General features: G+C 42.0%; 15 protein-coding genes. 2 read left to right on the top strand and 13 right to left on the bottom strand.

The genetic code is table 11. The annotated features are described in order from the left end of the window. Nucleotides 1–528: 528 nt before the first annotated feature. From ACTJKG_RS21860 to rpsT, 8 genes are all read right to left on the bottom strand, one after another. Nucleotides 529–3,831, bottom strand: a complete 3,303-nt coding sequence (locus ACTJKG_RS21860; RefSeq protein WP_440740419.1) for a carboxypeptidase regulatory-like domain-containing protein — start codon at nt 3,829–3,831, stop codon at nt 529–531. 102 nt (nt 3,832–3,933) lie between these two features. Next, nucleotides 3,934–4,476: an Mpo1 family 2-hydroxy fatty acid dioxygenase gene (locus tag ACTJKG_RS21855; RefSeq protein ID WP_440740418.1), complete on the bottom strand. Its 543-nt coding sequence runs from the start codon at nt 4,474–4,476 to the stop codon at nt 3,934–3,936. 249 nt (nt 4,477–4,725) lie between these two features. Continuing rightward, nucleotides 4,726–6,291 (bottom strand): ribonuclease Y, encoded by a 1,566-nt coding sequence (gene rny / locus ACTJKG_RS21850; RefSeq protein WP_166090147.1) that lies wholly within the window; start codon nt 6,289–6,291, stop codon nt 4,726–4,728. 236 nt (nt 6,292–6,527) lie between these two features. Beyond that, complete coding sequence (locus tag ACTJKG_RS21845; protein WP_172336454.1) at nt 6,528–6,818, bottom strand: cell division protein ZapA; 291 nt, start codon at nt 6,816–6,818, stop codon at nt 6,528–6,530. A gap of 20 nt (nt 6,819–6,838) precedes the next feature. Then, the gene (locus ACTJKG_RS21840) at nt 6,839–7,129 is read right to left on the bottom strand and encodes a hypothetical protein (protein ID WP_076374860.1); all 291 of its coding nucleotides are present in this window, start codon (nt 7,127–7,129) and stop codon (nt 6,839–6,841) included. A 134-nt stretch (nt 7,130–7,263) separates the two neighbouring features. Beyond that, entirely contained in the window at nt 7,264–9,663 is a 2,400-nt protein-coding gene (pheT, locus tag ACTJKG_RS21835; protein ID WP_440740417.1) for a phenylalanine--tRNA ligase subunit beta, read from the bottom strand. Nucleotides 9,664–9,883: 220 nt separating this feature from the next. Then, nucleotides 9,884–10,582 (bottom strand): RadC family protein, encoded by a 699-nt coding sequence (gene radC / locus ACTJKG_RS21830; protein ID WP_440740416.1) that lies wholly within the window; start codon nt 10,580–10,582, stop codon nt 9,884–9,886. A gap of 192 nt (nt 10,583–10,774) precedes the next feature. Next, nucleotides 10,775–11,029: a 30S ribosomal protein S20 gene (gene rpsT, locus ACTJKG_RS21825; RefSeq protein WP_076374856.1), complete on the bottom strand. Its 255-nt coding sequence runs from the start codon at nt 11,027–11,029 to the stop codon at nt 10,775–10,777. A 221-nt stretch (nt 11,030–11,250) separates the two neighbouring features. Here rpsT and ACTJKG_RS21820 point away from each other — a divergent pair, with 221 nt between their 5' ends. Further along, nucleotides 11,251–12,003 (top strand): class I SAM-dependent methyltransferase, encoded by a 753-nt coding sequence (locus ACTJKG_RS21820; RefSeq protein ID WP_440740415.1) that lies wholly within the window; start codon nt 11,251–11,253, stop codon nt 12,001–12,003. A 3-nt stretch (nt 12,004–12,006) separates the two neighbouring features. Here ACTJKG_RS21820 and ACTJKG_RS21815 read toward each other — a convergent pair whose 3' ends face one another. After that, a complete protein-coding gene (locus ACTJKG_RS21815) occupies nt 12,007–12,675 on the bottom strand; it encodes an HAD family hydrolase (protein ID WP_440740414.1) in 669 nt (222 codons plus the stop codon). 75 nt (nt 12,676–12,750) lie between these two features. On the opposite strand from ACTJKG_RS21815, the gene ACTJKG_RS21810 reads away from it, so the two are divergent. Next, nucleotides 12,751–13,722 (top strand): zinc dependent phospholipase C family protein, encoded by a 972-nt coding sequence (locus tag ACTJKG_RS21810; protein WP_440740413.1) that lies wholly within the window; start codon nt 12,751–12,753, stop codon nt 13,720–13,722. Between the two features lie 27 nt (nt 13,723–13,749). Here the strand turns inward: ACTJKG_RS21810 and ACTJKG_RS21805 are convergent, their stop codons facing one another. The 4 genes from ACTJKG_RS21805 to dnaN all read right to left on the bottom strand — a co-directional run bounded on the left by ACTJKG_RS21805 (nt 13,750) and on the right by dnaN (nt 17,358). Then, a complete protein-coding gene (locus ACTJKG_RS21805; RefSeq protein WP_172336459.1) occupies nt 13,750–14,403 on the bottom strand; it encodes a DedA family protein in 654 nt (217 codons plus the stop codon). A gap of 126 nt (nt 14,404–14,529) precedes the next feature. Next, nucleotides 14,530–15,282, bottom strand: a complete 753-nt coding sequence (locus tag ACTJKG_RS21800) for a DUF4397 domain-containing protein (RefSeq protein ID WP_172336460.1) — start codon at nt 15,280–15,282, stop codon at nt 14,530–14,532. An 11-nt stretch (nt 15,283–15,293) separates the two neighbouring features. After that, nucleotides 15,294–16,034 (bottom strand): DUF4397 domain-containing protein, encoded by a 741-nt coding sequence (locus ACTJKG_RS21795; RefSeq protein WP_440740412.1) that lies wholly within the window; start codon nt 16,032–16,034, stop codon nt 15,294–15,296. Nucleotides 16,035–16,233: 199 nt separating this feature from the next. Beyond that, nucleotides 16,234–17,358 carry a DNA polymerase III subunit beta gene (gene dnaN, locus ACTJKG_RS21790; RefSeq protein ID WP_166090165.1) on the bottom strand — a complete coding sequence of 375 codons (1,125 nt, stop codon included), beginning with the start codon at nt 17,356–17,358 and terminating at the stop codon, nt 16,234–16,236. Between the last annotated feature and the right edge of the window lie 93 nt (nt 17,359–17,451).

Raw genomic sequence — 17,451 nt, 5'->3', positions numbered from 1 at the left:
TATTTCACGGTACAAACTGCGACATATACCAGCAAACACTTGCCTTTCCCCATGCATGTTTGCCCTATTTGGTTGGCTCAAATCAGTCGAAACACCCATTACATATGCCCATAAGCGGGAAGCTTGCGATAGGGAAAGTCTGATCATTGGGTTTAAATCAGACTTCACAAAATTTCTTTACTTGCGCTCGTTTGCAACGAGTGCTTAACATGGGTTTGCGTTTAAAACGCAAGGGCGATACAATCGCTTAACCACGATAAGCGCTCGTTTGCAACGAGCGTAAGGCAGATATTATAAGAGGCTATAAAAAAGACTTACAAAGTTTTGAAAACTTCGTAAGTCTGGTCGATCCGAAAGTGATGAAGTACCATGCGATGAAACCCCTTCCTCCCCTTCCCCAAGGAAGGAATCGCACATACCCATTCTTTTCTGTAATAACTGCACAAAAACAGGCTATAAAACAAAAACACCCTACCGTTTTACCGGTAGGGTGTTTATTTATTGTTTTAGTTTAGTTTTTGTTAGGTATTACCAGCTGTAACGGATACCAAACTGCATTTGCCAGCGTGATGCGAACAAATCAACCGAGTAAGGCAATCCTGGATCCGCAAATGTATATTTCGGATAAGTTTTCGAAGCATTTTCAAATGATGGAGTTCCACCTTTTGCCGGCGTTAAACCAACACTTGCTGAAGAATTGAATGTATTAGCTGAGAAATAATACTGACCCCATTTTTTGTTCAGTAAGTTGGTCAGGTTGATGATATCATAAGTAAAGGTGATCATCTGTTTGTGTTTACCACCAAATTTAAAGTCCTGAGTGAAACGGAAATCTAATTGATTATTCCATGGTGTAAAAGCAGCGTTACGTTCGGTAAAGTTACCACGACGTGATGATAAATATGAGTTCTTATCAATAAAGGCATCAAATGCAGCAGCTTGTTGAGCTGCAGTTTGGCCACCTGGAATATCAGAGAAGAAATTTACTGTTTCGCCACGTTTAGGGATATAAGCTAAGCTTAACTGTTGGCCTGTTCCGTCGATAGCATTAGGGTAAGTATCAAAAGTATACGGGTTACCGCTTTGCGCGCTAAAGAAGAAGGTAAAGTTAGCTGGATAATTATGGTTAGCATCCCAATCGTGTTTGAAATTCAAATTTGAAACGATACGGTGACGGATATCAAAGTTTGAATTGGCTAAACCCGGATTATTAGGATTTAAAGCCTGATTTAACTGCCAGTTTGACTCCATTGAGTTACGGATACCATTCGTAACATCTTTTGAGTGGCCGTAGGTGTAAGCAACAGAAACATTTAAAGCATTTTTTGGATCAAATTGAGTGAATTTAGCAATCTGTCCTGTTAAGCTATAACGGTAACCCTCACTGGTATTTGATAACAAGTAAGCATTGGTATATAATTTATTGATTTTACCATTACCATTAATAGCGGTGGCGGTGTTATTAAATATAGGCTGCAGATGCTGAGTATCATAAGGATAATATGTTACCTGATCTTGAGTATTTACCTGTTGAAATTTTAAATCATGAATAACTTTGGTATAAATACCTTCACCGGTAAATTTCCACTGATCATCAGTAGTATAGTCAACCGCTAAACTACTTCTCCATACCTGCGGCATTTTGAAGTTGTTATCGATCATATCTACCTGGGTAGCACCAGCAGGAGTAGTATTAAAGTTTTGTTGGTTAACAAAGTTTAAACCACCATTAGCAGGTGCTTGTACTGGGTTAGTACCTGGTGTAATTGGCGATGTAGCTGACGGTTTTTTATCATAAGCACCATAAGTAACACCATTATTGTAGAAGGCGTAACCAAACCATGCAAACGGAACACGACCGGTAAAGAATCCGCTACCACCACGTAAAACAACACTTTGATCACCTAATACATCATAGTTAAATGCCACGCGTGGGTTCCACTCTATGTTACCCAGGTAGTTTTGTTTGATATCTTTTGGTTTGGTGTAATTAAAAGTGGTACCATAGTTAGGATCAACCGGAGCGTTTGTTGTTTTATCACTCAATGGTTGTTTGTTTGGTACATCTGCATAATCAGCACGTATGGCAACTGTCAACTTGAAATTGTCGGTTAACTGAATTTCATCCTGGCCGTAAAAGCTTAACAAGTTAACTTTAAATTTAGCCGAAGGATTATTTAAGATATAATCACGTGTGTTATTGGTATAATTAAAGTTGGCACGTATACGAGCCGGGTTATTATTCAGGAAGTCTTCAATGCTGTTATAAGCAATACGGCCGTTCCATGAGTTCACGAAGTTATAAGTGATATTATAAAACTCGTTGTGCGTACCGAAGGTAAAAGTATGTTTACCTTTTGTCCAGGTTAGGTTATCGGTAAACTCAGCGGTTTTCTGGTGCATATCAAATATGGCGGCCTCACGGTCGGTACCCATAAATATGGTTGTACCAGGAGTACGGCCGGTGATCTCGATCTGTGGTAAAGCAGGGTTTGAGTTTGGATCACGGTAATCATGAACAGCCGAATAACCCAATACCAAGCTATTGCTCACACTGTTAGAAAACCTTGATTTTAACTCAGCCACGGTTGAGGATGAGTTGTTATGTGAGGTATAATCGATACCACTAAAACGGAAGTTTTGCTGATCGCGCTCTAAGTTGGTAGCTTTTGAAGTAATGGTATTGTTACGGATGGTTAACTGGTTATGATCATCAATGTTCCAGTCCAAACGGTTAAAGAACTTGTTTGAGTTAGAGAAGATAGTGGTATTGTTATATGTGCCTGGATCAATTCCACCTGTATAAGCTTTAAATGCGGCAACAAGCTTATCACCATCCGCCTGACTTAATATATTAGGTGAGCCATTGTGATCAAGTCCTCTGATCACGGGATCCTGTCTGCGGGCAATCTCCTCGTTAGTGAAGAAGAATAATTTGTTTTTGATGATCGGGAGACCTATACGGATACCGGTTTGGTAATCATGAAAATCAGACAATTTTGAACCATCACCACCGGCAGCAGTAGGGGCGTTGTTTGCGCCTACCATGAACGAGCCACGGCCAAAACCGTAAATCGAACCGGTAAAATCATTAGTGCCGCTGCGGGTTACGGCGTTGATACTACCACCCAATACGTTACCAATTTTAATATCATAAGGAGCAACCAATACCTGGATATCCTGTATCGCATCTAATGATACCGGGCTGGTACGGGTACTGCTACCTACTTGTCCTGACGCATTGTTCTGACCACCTAATGATGGGCTGAAACCGATCGCATCGTTATTGATAGCACCATCCAGTGTTACGTTATTGTAACGGTAGTTGGTACCCTGGAATGAGTTGTTGTTACTTTGAGGAGTGTTACGTGTAAGATCCTGTAAGCTGCGGTTGATAGAAGGCTGCGTACGGATCTGGTTTTGGTTGATACGGGTGCCTGCACCGGTTTTGGTGCCGCCTGCTGAAGCTGTAACCTTTACCTCCTTTAATGAAGTAGTTTCGTCGGCAAGAGCGAAGTTCAGGGTAGTGCTACCCAGGCTCAGTGTAATATTTGTTCTTTCGTCTTTTTTAAATCCAACAAAAGAGGCCGAAATGGTGTACGGACCACCTGGGTTAATGTTGGTGATAGTGAAACGACCATCAGAGTTAGTCTGGGCGCCGTAACGTGTTCCTGTACCGGTGTTCAGCACAGTTACAGTTACACCAGGCAGGGTAACCCCCTTTTGGTCGGTAACTTTTCCGCTTACTACTGAGGTGGTAATTTGCGCCTTGGCAACGTTAGCAACCCCTATAATAAGCACTGATAAAAGGATAAAGTAAAGCTTTTTCATTTGTGTTTATTTAGAACACAAAGGTTCGGCTACAATATTAACAGTATGTTAACACTAGATTATTTTTAACCCCAATTGTTAACATTAAGTGAAAATGACAAATTAGTACTTAAGCGATAACTTTTTAAGTATGAGGTGAAGCAGATAGATAGGACCGATAAGCAAAAACTTAATATCATCTAAAAAAGATGGTTTCTTACCTTCAATTTTATGGCCAACGAACTGCCCTATCCATGACACAAAGAAGATGACCAGTGAAACCAGCCATAGTGCAGGACCACCAGCCTGGTGCCAATGTTCCAACTGTATAATACCATAGCTAAAGCCAAATAATATCAACAACATAATGTACGACAGTACCGGCGAAAGTTTCAGATAGTAGTAGATACTAAATGCAATTAAAAAGGATGCCCAGTTAAACACGCCGTTATAACTACCCAGGAATTTCAGGTACGGAAAAGGGATTGACCATACCAGGCCCAGCAGGCTGAACACGATAAGCGGGATACAAATAAAATGGATAGCCTCATTAGTTCCGTTCCGATGGCTTTCGGCGTATTTGGCAAAGTAAACATCAACCGGACGAATAGGGTTAGCATCGCCGGCACCACTTTGTGAGGTATTTGATATATTACTGGAGGCCATAATTTAATCTAATATAAGAAAAAGTATCAAGTAGTTAGTATCAAGTATCAAGACTTGGGGAAAATAGAAGCAAGAGATAAGAATAAGGAGTCAAGACCCAGGAAAATAAAATAGAACCAAGAGTCAAGAATCAAGAGCCAAGACCTGGGAAATAAAAACTGGAAAATAAAAAAGAGTCAAAACCTTATCGATCTTGACTCTTATCTCTTGATTCTTCTTTTTGGATTCTTATCTCTTAGCTCTCTCCTACTACTTAGCAAATGCTACCGAGCGGGTTTCCCGGATCACGGTAACCTTGATCTGGCCTGGATAGGTCATCTCGGTTTGGATACGGTTGGAAATATCTGCCGCCAGTACTTCAGACTGCGCGTCGGTTATTTTTTCGCTTTCAACCACCACACGCAGCTCACGGCCAGCCTGTATAGCGAAAGTTTTTTCGACACCAGGGTAAGATAACGCCAGTTCTTCCAGTTCTTTTAAACGTTTGATGTAGCTTTCAACCACCTCACGGCGTGCACCCGGACGGGCGCCCGATATAGCGTCACAAGCCTGGATGATAGGTGATAACATCGAGGTCATCTCAATTTCATCGTGGTGAGCGCCAATAGCGTTGCAAACTTCAGGGTGTTCTTTATATTTTTCGGCCAGCTGCATACCCAATATAGCGTGTGGCAGCTCTGGGTTATCATCAGGTACTTTACCAATATCATGTAACAAGCCTGCACGTTTAGCCATCTTCACATTCAGACCCAGCTCTGCTGCCATGGTAGCGCAGAAGTTAGCCACCTCACGTGAGTGTTGCAGCAGGTTTTGCCCGTATGATGACCGGTAACGCATACGGCCAACCATACGGATCAGCTCCGGATGTAAACCATGTATGCCCAGGTCAATCACCGTGCGCTCACCTATTTCTACTATTTCTTCTTCAATTTGCTTTTTGGTTTTGGCTACTACCTCCTCAATACGGGCCGGGTGTATACGGCCGTCCGTTACCAAGCGGTGCATAGCCAAACGGGCAATTTCGCGCCTTACCGGGTCAAAACCCGAAAGGATAATGGCTTCCGGAGTATCGTCAACGATGATCTCGATACCGGTTGCGGCTTCCAAGGCGCGAATGTTCCTACCCTCGCGACCGATAATACGGCCCTTAATTTCGTCGTTCTCTATGTTAAATATCGAAACCGTGTTTTCAATAGCGCTTTCGGTAGCGGTACGCTGTATGGTTTGTATAACTATCTTTTTAGCTTCTTTGGTAGCGGTTAGCTTAGCCTCGTCAACAATATCCTTAATCTGGATCATGGCTTTGGTGCGGGCTTCTTCGCGCAGGGTATCCACCAGCTGGTTACGGGCATCATCGGCAGATAAACCGGCAATGGTTTCCAGTTGTTGTACATGTGAATTTTTAAGCACTTCTACTTCTTCCTGTTTTTTAACAACAATTTCTGTTTGTTTTTCCAGGTTTTTACGGGTGTTGTCCAGCTCGCTTTCTTTGCGGTTCATGTTTTCCAGGCGCTGATTTAATGATTGCTCCTTTTGTTTCACACCGTTTTCGCGCTGGTTGATGGCGTTATTTTTGTTATTTACTTCCTGCTCATGCTCGGCCTTCATTTGTAAAAACTTCTCTTTGGCTTCCAGCAGTTTATTTTTCTTTAGTATCTCGGCATTGTTTTCAGCATCCTTCAGTATCTTTTTCACTTTATTCTGGGCCGATGCCTCCTGGTCTTTAAAAAGCTTCCGCAGCAGGAAGCGCCCGATAACTATCCCAAGGCCAACGCCAAGCAATAGTCCTATTATTCCGTATAGTAATATGTCCATCTTCTTTTTTAGGGTGTAAGGTTATATAAATAAAAAAACCGCAACTAAACTCTTAAGTATCATGTATTTAAAAACTTCATTTCGGATATTGGGGACCATGGTTACGTTAATACCATTCGAGTAACGCATGCCTCTTTGATCCGCTTAATATTGAAGCGTTAAGTTTTTAATAGTGAAACTTAAAATTTAACTGCGGTTAAATCTTAATTGTGCTCTGTATATGTAAAGAACGCTAATTACTTTGAGAAAAACTCAGTCAGCAAATGATCCAGCTGGTAAACCTTTTCGGCAATATCGGTATCTTCAACGGTAACCTTTTTTTCGGCTTTTAATGATGATGTAGCATAGTGCAACACCGCCATGGAAAGCAGATCCTGCTTATCCCTCACCGCGTAGTTTTCCTGATATTCCTTTATCCGGTCATTGATCAGTTTAGCCGCCCTGCGTATTATTTCTTCTTCCTCCATGTTTACCTTTAAAGGGTAAACTCTGTCAGCAATATTTATTTTTATTGAGATTTCTCCCATTGAGCTTTTCACTTTTTGCGTTATTTCTTCAATAACACAATACACTTATCTATTTCCTGCACAAAGTCGTTAATTTTTTGCTTTATATCAAGACTTTTTTCATTTGTTTCTGAAAATGACTTGGCCAGCTTCAATACACGAAGCTTTTCTTCCAGTTCCTTTGTCTTGTTTTTACTGGCATCAAGGGCTACGGTCAAAGCCTCACTTTCCAGTTTTAACAGATCGTTTTCCTCCTGTAAAGCAGCGCAAAGCTCTATCAACCTCTCGGTTTTATCTACAATTTTATTTAACTGTTCTGCTACAGAAGGCATCTTTTTTAATTAGTGAATTATTGAATTAGCGATTTAGTGAATTGATGATTTTTTAATTACCTGGCTATTGAATTATAATTCTAAAATTTTAAACTCTAAATCCGAAATCAAAATTCCGAAATCCGAAATCATCCTTATTTTCTGATCTCCGCTCCGGCTTCTTTACCTAAGTTATAAATTAATTTTTGCATAATGGCATCAATCGCTTTGTCGGTAAGGGTCTTTTCGATATCCTGAATGATGAAGCTTAACGCGTATGATTTTTTACCGGCCGGTAGTTTGTCGCCTTCGTAAACGTCAAATACACTAACTTCCTTCAGCAGCTTGCGTTCGGTTCGCTGGGCAATTTGCTTTAACTGACCAAAAGTAACTGCTTTATCAATCAGCATAGACAAATCACGACGTACTGCCGGGAACTTGGAAACCTCCTGGTAAACGATCTTGTTTTTGCGTACAGCCGTTAAGATTAGGTCGAAATTAAAGTCAGCATAAAATACTTCTTTATCCACATCCACCTTTTTCAAAGCCTCGCCTGCAACCGCGCCAAACTTAACCAGCTGTTTGCCGTTCAGCATATACTGTAGCCCGTAAGCCAGTTTTTTGCAGGTAGCATCTTCTACCACATAGCCGGTAATATTCAGGCGCTCTAAAATGCTATCAACGATAGCTTTCAGGTTATAAAATGATACCGGTTTTGGTTTTTGGTTCCATTGCTCGGCGGTTGTTGCTCCGGTCAGAAATACTGAGAAACGTTGCACCTCGTTATATTTATCGTCCTTCACGCTGTAAACCTTGCCAAACTCATAAAATTTCAAGTCGGCAGCACGGCGGTTCTGGTTATAGGTAATCGCTTCCAGGCCCGAGAACAGCATGGTTTGGCGCATCACATCCAGATCGCTGCTCAGCGGGTTCAATATTTTTACGGCAGCATCCAGGTTATCTGAATAAGCCGATTTGGTGAGTGAGTTGGATAGGATCTCGTTAAAACCATTCGCAGTAAGTAAGTCCGACAGCTGGTTTTGCACAGTATCCTTCTCTGCCCTTTGCGAGTTATTTAACGATGCCCTGATCTGGGTAGGGATCTCGATATTGTTATAGCCGTAAATACGCAGTATCTCCTCTACCACATCTACCTCACGGGTAACATCAACACGGTATGGAGGTACTTGTAAGGAAAGTGTTTCTTCTGTTTCACTAACTACCTTAATATCCAATGCCTCAATAATGGCTTTGATCTCGGCATGCGGGATGTCTTTACCTATCAGGCGGTGAATATTTTTATAGCTTACCTCAAAAGCAAACGGCGCAACAGGTGCCGGGTAATGATCAAAAATTTCTGACGATACTTCGCCGCCGGCTACCTGCTGTATGAGCAACGCCGCGCGTTTCAAAGCGAACACAGTCATGTCCGGGTCAGTACCACGCTCAAATCTGAACGAGGCATCAGTTTTCAACCCATGCCTTTTAGCAGTTTTACGTACCGATACGGAATTAAAATAGGCGCTCTCCAAAAAGATGCTGGTGGTTGATGCTTTTACACCTGAAGCAATACCGCCAAACACACCGGCAATACACATTGGCTCTTCGGTGTTACCTATCATCAGGTCGTTTTCTGATAGCTTGCGCTCTACATCATCAAGGGTTTTAAAAAGCGTTCCTTCGGGGTAGTTTTTCACCAGTACTTTGTTGCCTTTTATTTCGTCGGCATCAAAGGCATGCAGTGGCTGTCCCAACTCGTGCAGCACATAATTGGTTACATCCACAATATTATTGATAGAACGGACGCCGATAACAGCCAACCGCTCCTTTAACCATTTTGGTGATTCTTTTACTTCCAGACCGGTCATGGTTAAACCGGAATAACGCGGACTTGCCTGCTCGTTCTCCACCACAACTTCAACAGTTCTGTTGTTATTGGCAATTTTAAACGCACTAACATCCGGCCGGGTAACACCGATCTTTAAAAAAGCAGCAATATCACGGGCAGTCCCCAGGTGCGACATAGCATCGGCACGGTTTGGTGTTAAACCTATCTCGTACATATAATCGTCGTTCACCTTAAAATAGTCTTTGGCCAAAGTACCAACCGGGGCGTCGGCATCTAATACCATAATACCTTCGTGACTGGTGCCTAAACCTATTTCATCCTCGGCGCAGATCATCCCTTCGGATACTTCACCGCGTATTTTTGATTTTTTGATGGCGAAAGGTTCACCGCTAACAGGATATACGGTAGTACCCACCACGGCTACTACTACTTTTTGTCCGGCAGCTACATTGGCTGCACCACAAACAATCTGCAGATCTTCGGGGCCGCCTACATCAACTTTAGTTACGTGCAGGTGATCGGAATTGGCATGATCAACGCATTCTTTAACATAGCCGATCACCAGGCCTTCCAGTCCGCCGGGAATAGCCTGTACTTTTTCCAGGCTTTCCACTTCCAAACCCGTTCCGGTAAGGATAATAGAGATTTCCTGCGGCGTTTTATCCGTATTAATAAACTCTTTTAGCCAGTTATATGATATTTTCATTATTGAGCAGCGATAATCGGCAAAGATATAAAGATTTCGGAAGTCGGATTTGGGATTTGGGATTTAATTGTATTTCGGATATCGAATTTTATCTGAACCTCGATTTGCCTGATGAACGGATTAAAGGATTCCCTTTTTTCTGGGTAAAATCAAGTTAATCCTGCAATCCTATAAATCACGGTTCAGATAAAATCCGAAATCGAAATTCCCAAATCCGAAATCATAAAACTCCTTCATCTCCAAAGCTATAATAACCATTATCAGTAATAATCAAATGATCAAGCACATTAATATCCAGCAAACGACCGGCTGCGCTTATTTTTTTGGTGAGATCGATATCCTGGTGACTGGGTTTCAGGTTGCCCGACGGGTGGTTATGTACCAGGATAATACCACTGGCCTGTTGCTGCAGGGCCATATAAAAGATGATCTTGGGATCGGCAACTGTAGCTGATAAGCCGCCTTTGCTCACCAGTTCTTTAGCCAGCACTTTTTGTGAGCGGCCAACCAGCAATATCCAGAATTCCTCGTGGTTCAGATCCATCAAATGGCGGCGCATAATATGATAGGCATCGCGACTGCTGTTAATATATTCGATGGCTTTGGTCTCGGTATCGTTGCGGCGGCGACCGATCTCCAGTGCGGCAATAATGGATATGGCTTTAGCCTCTCCTATCCCCTTGAATTTGGAAAGTTCGCTAATGGAAGCTTTACCCAGCTTGTTCAGATCATTTTCATAATGATGCAGAATGCGCTTGCTCAGTTCAACGGCGGTTTCGGTTCGGCTACCCGATCCGATCAGGATGGCAATCAGCTCGGCATCAGTGAGCGCTCGACGCCCCTGGATGCTTAGTTTTTCGCGCGGGCGATCTTCCTCGGCCCATGATTTAATGCTAATCTTTTCGTTGTAGTTTTCCACGGTATCCAAATATGGAGAAAACTATCAAACAAAAAAAATTGCGACACAGCGCCGACTCACCCTGACATCGCCGCAGTAAGCACCTTTTTCTCTACACGTCATTGCGAGCGCAGCGTGGCAATGACGTGTGTAATAACAAAAAAGGGTCGTACTTTTCAGTACAACCCTTTTTATATATTTTTAGTTAAGCGATTAGCTTAAGCCATTAACAAATTTAGTAAGCTTTGATTTATTGTTCGAAGCTTTGTTTTTGTGAATAACATTCTTTTTAGCTAAACGGTCTAACATAGAGATCACTTTACCTAACAGTGCGCTTGCATCAGCTTTAGTAGTAGTGTTTCTTAATTTCTTAATAGCGTTCCTGGTTGTTTTAGCCTGGTACCTGTTACGCAGACGCTTCGCAGCGTTTGACCTGATTCTTTTTAAAGACGATTTATGATTTGCCATTGTATAGCTTTGTTATTCTTTTTTCTATTTATTTTAAGGACTGCAAATATATGCCGATAAATTTAAATATGCAAGTGCTTTTTTATTAAAGTTTTAAAGCCCGATTTAACTAATGACACTCTCCTGATTTACGTTAGCCCTGCGCGTTCATATTATACACAGAAAACAACTATATAGAATGGCAAACGTTGTATATGTAAATATTTTATTTTCTTAGAGATATGGACAGCACCAAAAGATTCAGTAACCGGGTAGCCGATTATGTAAAGTACCGCCCTCATTACCCTACTGCTATCATTACCTTTTTACAGGATAGTTACCAATTGACTACCGATAAGTTGATAGCCGACATTGGTGCAGGTACCGGAATATCTACCCAATTGTTCCTAAATGCCGGGTACCAGGCTATTGCGGTTGAACCCAATGCCGAAATGAGAGAAAAATCTATCGATTTGCTCGGTCGTTACCCCAATTTTACAGCGACTGATGGTACGGCAGAAGCTACAGGCTTAAATACTGAAAGTGTTGACGCTATTATTGCCGGGCAGGCTTTCCACTGGTTTAACGCGAAAAATGCGCGGGAGGAATTTAAACACATTCTTAAACCCGACGGTATCGTGGCATTGATCTGGAATGAACGAAAAACAGCATCTGCATTTGAACAGGACTATGACCAGCTGATCATCACACACGGCCAGGATTATGTAAAAGTTGGCCATCGCAATATTGATTATGATAACATTGGCTCCTTTTACGATCCTGAGCCTTTTGAACTTAAAGTATTTGAAAACAAACAGGTTTTTGATTTTGAGGGATTAAAAGGCCGACTGCTATCTTCATCCTATATGCCTACCAAAGATCAGCCCGGCTATGGACCTATGATCAATGATCTGCAAGAATTGTTCAACCGCTACCAACAAGATGGCTTCATCACCATAAATTACGATACCAAGGTTTATGTTGGACGTTTGTAGCAACTACGCAATAAGCCCTTCTGCAATCAAATGATTCTTTGCCTCCTTAAAATCAAGGAACAATTTATCGGCAAAGCTTAGTTTATGATGTTCACCGGTATTGCTTTGAATGGCGAAACAGGTAAGTCCGGCAGCTTTTGCCGATTTAACGCCATTGATGGTATCCTCAAAAACAAGGCATTCCTCTTTCAACACGCCGAGTTTTTCGACGCATACCAGGTAGCTTTCCGGATCGGGCTTGCTTTTGGCAACCTCGGTGCGGGTGATAATCAATTCAAAATACCTGCCTAAACCATTCCTTTCAAATACCGCCTCCACATCCTGCCGCGGACTTGAAGTTACCAATGCCAGCCTCAATCCTTTACTTTTAAAATACTCCAGCACATCAGCCACATGCGGCATCAGGTTTACATCTTTGGTTTTCAGGCGTTCCAAGGTCAGCCTTTCCCGTTTATCAATAATTTGCGGTAATGGGGCAGCAATACTATATTTTTCGGCCAGACGGGCCGCATTGGCGGGCATAGGAACACCAGCGTAGGTTTTCAGCCAGTCATCATAAGTTAATTGCACATCAAACTCCGATAAAATTTCGTTCCAGCATTCGAAATGAAAAAATTCAGAATCGATTAAGGTACCGTCCAGGTCGAACAACAGGGCTTTAAGATATTTCATTGTATAGGCTTAGGCAGTAAAGTTATAAACTTTGGTGTTTCTGTGATCTAAAACTCAAAACTTAGGCTCATATTTATGCCAATGAAACGGCGCTTTATTTTAAGCTTATCAGTTGTATGTTTAATGTTCCTCTGTTCGTCATGGGGGTTCTTTGCGCATTATCGCATCAACAGACTGGCGGTTTTTACGCTTCCTAAGGGCATGTCCGGTTTTTACAAGGCCAATATCGCTTATATTACAGAACATGCCGTGAGTGCCGATAAACGCCGCTATGTAGACTCGGCCGAGATACCCCGGCATTTTTTTGATGCCGACCATTACGGCAAAAAACCATTTGCTGCCATGCAGCAACGATGGACAGATGCTGCTGCCAAATACTCTGCCGATACGCTAAACAAATATGGCACCGTTCCGTGGACTATCCAATACCAGTATTACCGCTTGGTTAGGGCATTTAAGGCTCACGATACCACAGCTATACTTAATGCATCGGCCTACCTGGGGCACTACGTTGCCGACGCACATGTACCCCTTCACCTTACCCTGAACTATGACGGGCAGCTTACCGATCAGACAGGCATACATGGTTTATGGGAAACCCGGCTTCCGGAGCTGTTTATTAAGCAGTATCATCTTTATGCAGGCCGGGCACGCTATATTGATAATCCACTGGCCGAGGCATTTAAAATTTGCCGGGGATCCTTCAAAAGTGTCGATTCGGTGTTGCGGTTTGAGCGGATGATCAACAGAAGTTTCCCACCCGATAAAAAATACAGCCTGGTTATGCGCGGCAAACGTAAGCTTAATGACTATTCGGTTGCCTACAGCCATGCTTATCAAAAAATGTTGAAAGGCATGGTAGAGCGGCAAATGCGCTCATCGATACTTTCGGTTGGAAGTTTCTGGTACTCGGCCTGGGTAGATGCCGGGCAGCCGAATTTGAATAATCTGATAGCACAGCCGCTAAGCCCGGAAGATCGGGTTAAGCTACAGCATGAAGAAGCCATGTACAAAACAGGCAAATGCATTTACCAGGCACCTCAATAAAACTCTGAACCTACCGCTGAGATATATTTATACTGAAGCTTTTTTGCTGGCCCTGCTTTTTATGGCCGCATAAATTGGCGGCACTACAGATATCAATATAATAGCCATTACCACCAGGGTAAAGTTTTGTTTGATCACTGGGATATTGCCAAAAAAGAAGCCGATAAACAAAAAGCTCAGCACCCATGATGCACCACCTACAATATTATACAGGCTATAACGTAAAAAAGGCATACGACCAACGCCGGCTACAAAAGGCGCAATTGTTCTGATGATAGGTAAAAACCGGCTGAATATAACTGCCTTACCACCATGTTTATCAAAAAACGCTTTAGTGCTGAGGTAATATTCCAGTTTTAATATTTTGTTATCCTCTTTAAAAACCTTTGGACCTAAATAATTACCCAGCAGATAGTTAACCGTATTACCCGCAAAAGCGGCAATAACCAACATAATGGCCAGCAAAGTTATATCCAGGCCGGTTTTACCATTAGCAATAAGCGCGCCTGCTGCAAACAGCAGCGAGTCGCCGGGTAAAAAGGGAGTAACCACAAAACCGGTTTCGGCAAAAATGATCGCAAACAGTATGAGATAAGTCCAGCCTTTATAGTCGCTGGTGATCTGGCTTAAATGCACATCAATATGCAGTATAAAATCGATAATGGCTTTTATTACTTCCACGGTTTTTTGAAATTTTGGCTAAAAATAGGAATATAAATCAGAATCAGGTATCAAGTAGTTAGTATCAAGTATCACGACTCCCTAAACACGGTAGTTAGCATTCGCAAAAAATCTTGATACTTGATACTACTTCGTGGTTTTCAGCAGTAAATTATTGGTCAATATAGCCGCGCCAAATGCAACCGAGTCTGTACGGCCTACTATTCCTTGTGTATAAATAGTATAGGCACGGCCATCCTGTATGGTAACATTAGGCAATGTGAATTGAGCATTATCGGGCGAGGTATTTAAATTGATAGTGAAATTATAATTACCTACAGGCAGCTGAACATATTTTGATACGGAATCAAAAGGAATTTTCGTCCACAGCGCTGTCCCGATACCATTAGCTCTAAGATCAAGCGGGGCCGAGGTAGGCGAGCAATGAACAAACCGTACTATAGCTCTGCCTAAAGGAGGAACAGTAGCCGTATCTAATAACAGCATTGATTTTTTTATGGAATTATCGCTCCTGAAACCGGTAATGAATAAGGTGTATTTGGAGTTAGCTTTTAATGCTACTGTACTATCGATAGTAACCAGGTTTATAGGGGCCAGTGTTGCTGTGCGTAATTGCACTGGCGGTAACAGGGTGGATATAAAAAAATAACCTGAATTAGTAGGATAGGTATAACTGGTTGTATTCTCCTTAAGGAAGTTGAGGTATAAATTTACCGGTTGTATGTCGGGACTTAAATTAACTATCTGCAGCTGCGTATTCAACCCTGTAGGATTAGCATTGGCGCCTTTACCGCATGATGACAGGAAAGGCAACAGCAAAGTACCAACGGTAATTAAAAGTAAGGAAACCAGTAAGCTGCTTTTATTGGGGTTAGTCATTAATTAAAATTTTATTGATTAACTATTAAACTGGCGCCAATTGCCTGATTGCCGCCTGAACCTATAGTACCATAACCAACTACAGTATAAATTCTACCCGTACTAATTGTTACCGTATCTTTTCTGGCGGTACTTATATCAGACCCGGTTTGGTAAACACTAAAAATAAGCGAACCCGGGCCAAGTGTTGTGCCAGGTGTAGCTGTTGTACTTGGCGTAACGTTCAAAAAGTTGGTTGTTGTTTTATAAGCTATATTACTCAACTGAGGGGTAATTACCGGAGAGGCGCCCGGAGATACAAAAGCCAGTGTAAGGGGCCCCGCATCCGGCGATGCATTTACAAATCTGAGTTTAGCGGTATTATTGGTAGGTGCGGTTGCGGTATCGGTAGTAAAAAAAATCCCGTCTGCTGATCTACTGCTTATATATAACGAATATCTTTTCCCACTATCAAGCGTAAGCGGCAAAGTAAATAAAGGGTTAGGGGCAGAAGGCTTTGCCAGTTTAACCTGATAATTTTGCAAGCCTGCTTTTACGATTAATAAATTGGCCAGTGTACCGCCAGGAAAATACGTTGAGGTATTATTGATCAATGTGCCGTTCTGATAAAAATTAACCGTATCCTTTGATGCGTTAATCACCCTGACATTGGTAGTTGGCAGAAACGTAGGCCTATCATTATTTTTTTTACAGGATGCCCAGCATGCCGCCGCGGCTATAATAAAAGTAAAGGCTTTGATCCTGATATTCATATTGGCAAATTAGTGATTTAGTGAATTAGCGATTTAGTGAGTAAAGATATTTGAATCATTAATTCACTAAACCACTAATTCACTAACTAAAAATCAATCTATATAACTGATTCCCGCGTTTTTTGTTATCCGCGGCGAACAAAAAAGTCCGGTTCTTTTAAACCGGACTTAGTTTTGGATTTATAATTTAAGTTTACACTTAAGCATAACTATTGAGCATCACCGGCATAACCAGCATCAGCACATCTTCATTTTCATCGCCACCCTGAGGTAACAATAACCCGGCACGGTTTGGTGTCGACATCTCCAAAGATACTTCTTCGCAACTTAAGTTCTTCAACATTTCTATTAAAAACCGTGCGTTGAAGCCAATTTCTATGTCTTCGCCCTCGTATTGGCAGCTTAAACGCTCATGCGCTTCGTTGGCAAAGTCAATATCCTCTGATGATATATTCAACTCGCTGCCGCTTATTTTAAGCCTTACCTGGTGAGTGGTTTTGTTGGCATAAATAGCCACACGGTTCAATGAACCCAGGAAGGTAAGCCTGTCGATATTTAATTTATTTGGATTTACCTGAGGTATAACCGCCTCATAATCCGGATAGCGCTCGTCAATTAAACGGCATACCAGGTTAATATTACCAAACTTAAAGAACGCACTGGTGGAGTTATACTCTACAGATACATTCACATCATCAGTTGGTAAAGATGATTTTAACAGCGTTAACGCCTTTTTAGGTAATATGAACGAAGTGGTACTTGCAGCTTTGGCATCTTTACGGCGATAGCGTACCAGTTTGTGCGCATCTGTAGCAACAAAAGTAAGGTGTTGGGTGCTTAGCTGGCAGTATACACCTGTCATGGCCGGGCGCAGTTCATCGTTACTTACCGCAAAAATGGTTTTGTTGATCGCTTCGGCTAAAACCGATGCCGGTAAATTTACCGACGAAGCGTTCTCTACTACCGGTATCTTCGGGAAATCCTCGCCATTTTCGCCACTTAGTTTGTACTTACCATCGCCCGCGTTTATTTCAATTGCAAACGTGTTATCATCCACAGAAAAAGCTACCGGCTGCTCTGGTAACGACTTCAAGGTCTCTAATAATATACGCGATGGTATGGCAATACGGCCATTTTCTTTAGCCTCAACAGCTAATGACGTGGTCATGCTGGTTTGCAGATCGGTTGCAGAAATGGTTAAGTTTCCATCCTTTATCTCGAACAAAAAGTTTTCCAGTATAGGCAAAACAGTGCTATTGCTTAAAGCCCCGCTTACAGCCTGCAGTTGTTTGAGTAATGTTGATGTAGAAACAATAAATCTCATAAGGGAATATTTTATCAATCAAAAATATAAAATTAAGCCTCACCTAAATCCTCTCCAAAGGAGAGGACTTTAACTCCTCATTTTTTTATCCCT

The organism is Mucilaginibacter sp. 22184, assembly GCF_052045695.1.
In the GTDB taxonomy this organism is placed as follows: Bacteria; Bacteroidota; Bacteroidia; order Sphingobacteriales; family Sphingobacteriaceae; genus Mucilaginibacter.
This window is presented reverse-complemented; position numbering and strand designations above follow the sequence as displayed.